Genomic DNA, 4620 nt, shown 5'->3' on the forward strand with positions numbered 1-4620 from the left:
AACGCGATACTACTCACGCACGGCCATATCGACCACTACCGGACACTTGGCGATAATGTTCGCCACAACGCTCCGATCTATACGGCCCCCGCAACAGCGACAATTGTCGAGCGCGCACTCCCCGAAGCCCAGAAACACAACGACCTCGGGGCTGTCTCAGACGCACTTAACGCACTCGAATCAATCGAGGACTGGACCGCTATCCTACCGAACCTCGAAGTTCGTCCAATTCCGGTGGGGCACACGCCCGGTGCTGTCGGGTTCGTCATTCGGTTCCACGACGAGGCGAGCGCCAACTCGACATTCGACGACGAAATGCAGTATCTCCTCGTAACGAGTGACTTCACGACTCGGCCCTGCGCGGGGTTTCCTGGACTGGAGACGGCCTTGCCGGTCGATATCGATGCCGTCCTGCTGAACGTTGCGACGACCGACGAGTCCACGACTCACCTCAACGATTCATTGCGAACGATTCTCGAACGCGGGTTCGCTGGATCGCCTGTCGTCGTCGCTACGAGCGCGCTGACGGGCGTTCACTACGCGACGCTCCTCGGCCACTTAGTCAACGAACTTGACCGGACACTTCCGATTCGACTCGTCGGTCAAACCGCGAAACTCTGGGACGACCTTGACTTCGATACGCCGAACGTCGAATCACAGCCGGTTTTCTCTGAGCCGTCGGAGGTCTTGGACTCGGGCGTCATCACGATTTGTGGTCCTGACGAGCCTGTCCGAGGAAGCGCCAAGCGATTGTTTGGGGCTATTGAGGACGACCCCTCTGCGGTGTTCGTCCAACTTACGACGGGCGGGGCTGAGCCTGTTTCCGGCGGGTCGTGTACGGCCCACGCATTCGAGGTCATCAACCATCCGACGCCCGAGACGCTCGACGAGACCGTCGCGGAGCTAGCGCCACAGCACGTCGTCATCAAGCACGCGACAGGCGGGGAGCTGAATCGGTTCCAGAAGCGCTACGACGAGTGTTTCACGTGGGGTACCAACGACGCCCACGAGCACACTCTCTACGAGGCGGGCGAGTGGGTTGCGCCGGGCTGGCTCACCGAGAGAGTCGTCCAAAAGATTCGGATGCAACAATGGCAGGCGCTCGGCGACAAACCCGTTGCCACCCACGAGAACTTCCCAGTTCCCGAACGAACGCCGGTCGATCTATCAGCGGAAGGTGTGGCAGTTGACGAGCTTCGAGACCGATTCTCTACCCAATCGATTGAGACCGACCACGATGGCCGAACAAGTGGTTCGGTTGCTTCGACTGAGGCCGACCAGTCACATCCCGCCATGATTGACGACGGAAGCGGCGACCTAGCGGCGGCGAGTTCGCCGGACCCTGAGACGGACTCGTTCGAATCGACGGTGTTGACTCGGTTGGACGCTATCGAGTCGAAGCTTGACGCCGAGGACCCGACTGAGACTGTGACAGCACGAGTATTGAGTGGGGATGGGCAGACGTTCCTCCACGTCTTGGACGAGACTGACCTCCCACCGGGCCAGCTAATTAATATTCAAATCCACGACACAACTACAGACGATGCTGACTGAGTTATTACTCTACGAGGTGCATCTGGAACGCGCGCTCACGAACGTCTCTTTGTCGTGTGTCTGCTCGCTTCAACCCCACAAGGGTACGTCTGGAACGCGGTGAGACAAGTGGCGCGGGCGTCGTCTGTCGGAGGTGTCGGTAGGATGGCGTTCGCCAAACCGGAATCCGAGACTGTGCGCGTCGAGACCGACGTCGAGCAAGTCTTGACTGGCCTGCAGGTTGGGCTAAACGGTGCAAAGGGGACGTGTTGTTGTTGCGGCCGGGAGTTATACGACGGGCATTGTGTCACCGTCTATGCGTATCGGACCGCCGGACACGACGAGTGGAATCTCCCACGGGTGTACTGTCGCGACTGTAACGCTGGGATGCTCGAAACCCCCACACTCGGGACGGCCGAGGTCGTCGCTACTGCGTTTCTCGGTGTGATGCAAGTGGCCGCCTCGCAGAGTACGCGGCTCGTGCTGACGGGTGTGGAGTTAGAGGAGTATAGCGGACCGGACGAAGGAAGCGACGGATAGCGCGCAAGTTGGGGTGGGGCCATTCTCTCAATTGCTGGTCGCTGGTTCTCGCTAGGTAGTCCAGCAGATGCGAAAATTGAGACGGACGATGCATCTCTCGCTAACCAATGAAGCGTTTTCAGGAGTCGGTTTCATTGGTTAGTGGTACTGCTGGTGTAATCCGTTTTTTCGTCACTAAACGACCGAGTAGGTGTTTTCCAAACGGGGAGAGTCCAAGTACGGCGTACTGCTAACCAATGATCGCTATCCAGTAGACGGCGACAGTGGTTAGTAGCGATACGGCCCGGCGCTCGAATTTGATAAGCGAGCGCGGTCGCCACGATATTATAGACGGATAAGAGAGACCAGCTACCGACGGCCCTGTTGGAAATCAGAGAGATACTGCTCCACAGTACTCTCTGCCACCTTGAACTCCTCTGCAATCTCCTTGACTGACCGCTGGTGAATACTGTACCGATAGGCCACAACCGCGGCGCGTCCCATTGTCACCACATCAACCGGAATAGACTCGCTCTCGATGATCTCACAGCCACCACTTCGCTCCCATATCTCTTTGAAGACGATAGCTCGCTTTTCCGCTTCGTCGTCATCGAATCCTGAGAAATAGACCGTGGTCTCCTCAGAGATTATCTTCCGTATGAGGCCGTTCCATTCCTCTCGTCGCTCAAGTTCGACTATCATACAATTTTTGCCGCAAGTATACGATATGTATTTTGGGTATTCTCACCCGATTATGGCGTCCAAGGTGTTTTCGTTAATGGTTCTACACACCCCCGACGTCATGCGATTTTATTGTAAAATATCCAATCTTTCATCATTCTTATTACTGAGTAAGTGCTGTCAGAACTTAGAGCGCAAGCCGCCCTGCGACTGGGAGACAGCGCTGCCTCGACGGTTAGTGACGACTATAGCGCTCCGGAGAAAGACCATGCAACTCGACAACAGCACTAAAACGAAACCTCTCCGAACGACGCATAGCCAGCAACCAACGACCGCGTTCACAGAGCCGGTGATAGCATGAGCAACCTCAAGGAAACATTTAGTGTTGGCGGGGTTCTCGCCCTCGGACTCTTCGTGCTCTTCTATCTAAATAGACTCCAAGCAGCAGACACTCCTGCAGAAACGGTTGATGTCTTCACTCGCTCACTACTTACTATTCTCTTCATCTTCGTTCCGACAAGCGAACTAGGGGCAGTCATCAGCATTAGTGCCGGAACAATTGGTGCAGCTATCTCCATGGAGTCGTTCAGACCAAAAGTGCGGGTCCTTGTCGTAGCGTTCGGATTCTTCTATACCCTCACTAATATCATCATTAACTGGTTTACTGTCCCGGTTTAAGCCAACTACGTCGGAATAGCGTAGTTGGTGCCCCCGATTTCGAGAACCAGCTTTATGGCCCTTAATTGCATCCCCGGAAACATGACGGACGTCGCATCCCGTATCCCCGACATGGCCGACGAGCGCGTCGTCGAATTCTGTACCCTCGTCGAAGAAGAACTCGGCAACCGCGTCTCCACAGTAGACCCGCTGATGGAGGACTGCCTCTGCTGGTTCGCTCTCGACGCACCCATTGAATTCGACGGCAAAGAATTCACCGCCGAACTAGAGATGGAGCTAACGGAAGACGACATCCGGTTGGTCATCGCGGAGATTACTTGTGAACGGCCGGTGGACGAAGACCGCCGCGAGATTCTAGAAGCGAACGCGGTATTGCTAGATGAGAATGGTTCGGATATCTTATTCGAGTACAACCCGAGCGAGCAGGAGGTCGGCTCACTCCTCTCTCAATTGGACGATATCCACTCCCGAGTATTCAGCTAGGACATGTCTTGGGAGGAATTGTTCCAGATGTACCCTTGTGGGGTTGAAGCAGCGTCTGCTGTCCTGTGCTATCGTCGAGGCACCGTGTTCCAGATGTACCCTTGAGGGGTTGAGGCTGATTCAGTAAAGTTGGTGATAGTGCGATAAGCACATTCCGGAGTAGGGGTAGACAGACGTTCCTCCACGTCTTGGACGAAACTCACCTCCCATCTAGCCAACTCGTCGAACTTCAAGTTCGCAAGACGACGGATAGAGCTGACTTTGATCAGAAAAACAAAATTTGAAATAGATTCCATCTCCTGACTTTCGGAGAATCGGCAATCGCCGTATTCTTGGTAAACCTGTAGGGATTACAGGGTTGCAATAGGACGCCTCGGTCCATCTCACTCCATCGGTTGAATCTGGCGAGCCTCCTCGGCAAGATCACGAATATACGCTCGAAGTGCGTCCATATCGTCACGGGCGTCGTCAAGCGTTTTCGCTTTGACCTTCGCCTTAATCTGGTCTTCATCCCGCGTCCCAGTCCCTCGCTTGAGTTTCACGGTGAGCGAGACACCGACGTCGCTCCGCTCAACGTACTCCGTTGGTGACGATTCGTCATTGGTTACTTTCGATTCGTTGCTTGCGCGAGACGGCGAGTTGTGTTCTGACATGGTGTAGCTGTATTACTTAGTGTTCAGTTGGACGGTGCGACCACGTCGTCGGACAGTTCACGAAGGGCATTTT

6 protein-coding genes are annotated in these 4620 nt (G+C 55.2%); 4 read left to right on the top strand and 2 right to left on the bottom strand.

Annotation, left to right across the window (positions count from 1 at the left end; all coding sequences use genetic code 11):
- Nucleotides 1-1554 (top strand): MBL fold metallo-hydrolase (locus tag EPL01_RS21205; RefSeq protein WP_135827272.1); only part of this gene is annotated, 1554 nt, incomplete at its 5' end.
- A gap of 144 nt (nucleotides 1555-1698) precedes the next feature.
- Nucleotides 1699-2073 carry a DUF8112 family protein gene (locus EPL01_RS21210; RefSeq protein ID WP_135827273.1) on the top strand — a complete coding sequence of 125 codons (375 nt, stop codon included), beginning with the start codon at nucleotides 1699-1701 and terminating at the stop codon, nucleotides 2071-2073.
- 348 nt (nucleotides 2074-2421) lie between these two features.
- On the opposite strand, the gene EPL01_RS21215 is transcribed toward EPL01_RS21210, so the two are convergent.
- The gene (locus tag EPL01_RS21215; protein WP_135827274.1) at nucleotides 2422-2754 is read right to left on the bottom strand and encodes a helix-turn-helix domain-containing protein; all 333 of its coding nucleotides are present in this window, start codon (nucleotides 2752-2754) and stop codon (nucleotides 2422-2424) included.
- Nucleotides 2755-3090: 336 nt separating this feature from the next.
- On the opposite strand from EPL01_RS21215, the gene EPL01_RS21220 reads away from it, so the two are divergent.
- Together EPL01_RS21220 and EPL01_RS21225 are read left to right on the top strand one after the other, a co-directional pair.
- Nucleotides 3091-3411, top strand: a complete 321-nt coding sequence (locus EPL01_RS21220; RefSeq protein WP_135827275.1) for a hypothetical protein — start codon at nucleotides 3091-3093, stop codon at nucleotides 3409-3411.
- A gap of 81 nt (nucleotides 3412-3492) precedes the next feature.
- Nucleotides 3493-3894 carry a hypothetical protein gene (locus EPL01_RS21225; RefSeq protein WP_135827276.1) on the top strand — a complete coding sequence of 134 codons (402 nt, stop codon included), beginning with the start codon at nucleotides 3493-3495 and terminating at the stop codon, nucleotides 3892-3894.
- A 383-nt stretch (nucleotides 3895-4277) separates the two neighbouring features.
- Here EPL01_RS21225 and EPL01_RS21230 read toward each other — a convergent pair whose 3' ends face one another.
- Nucleotides 4278-4547: a DUF7389 domain-containing protein gene (locus EPL01_RS21230; RefSeq protein ID WP_135827277.1), complete on the bottom strand. Its 270-nt coding sequence runs from the start codon at nucleotides 4545-4547 to the stop codon at nucleotides 4278-4280.
- Between the last annotated feature and the right edge of the window lie 73 nt (nucleotides 4548-4620).

The sequence above is a fragment of the Halorussus ruber genome (assembly GCF_004765785.1).
GTDB lineage: Archaea > Halobacteriota > Halobacteria > Halobacteriales > Haladaptataceae > Halorussus > Halorussus ruber.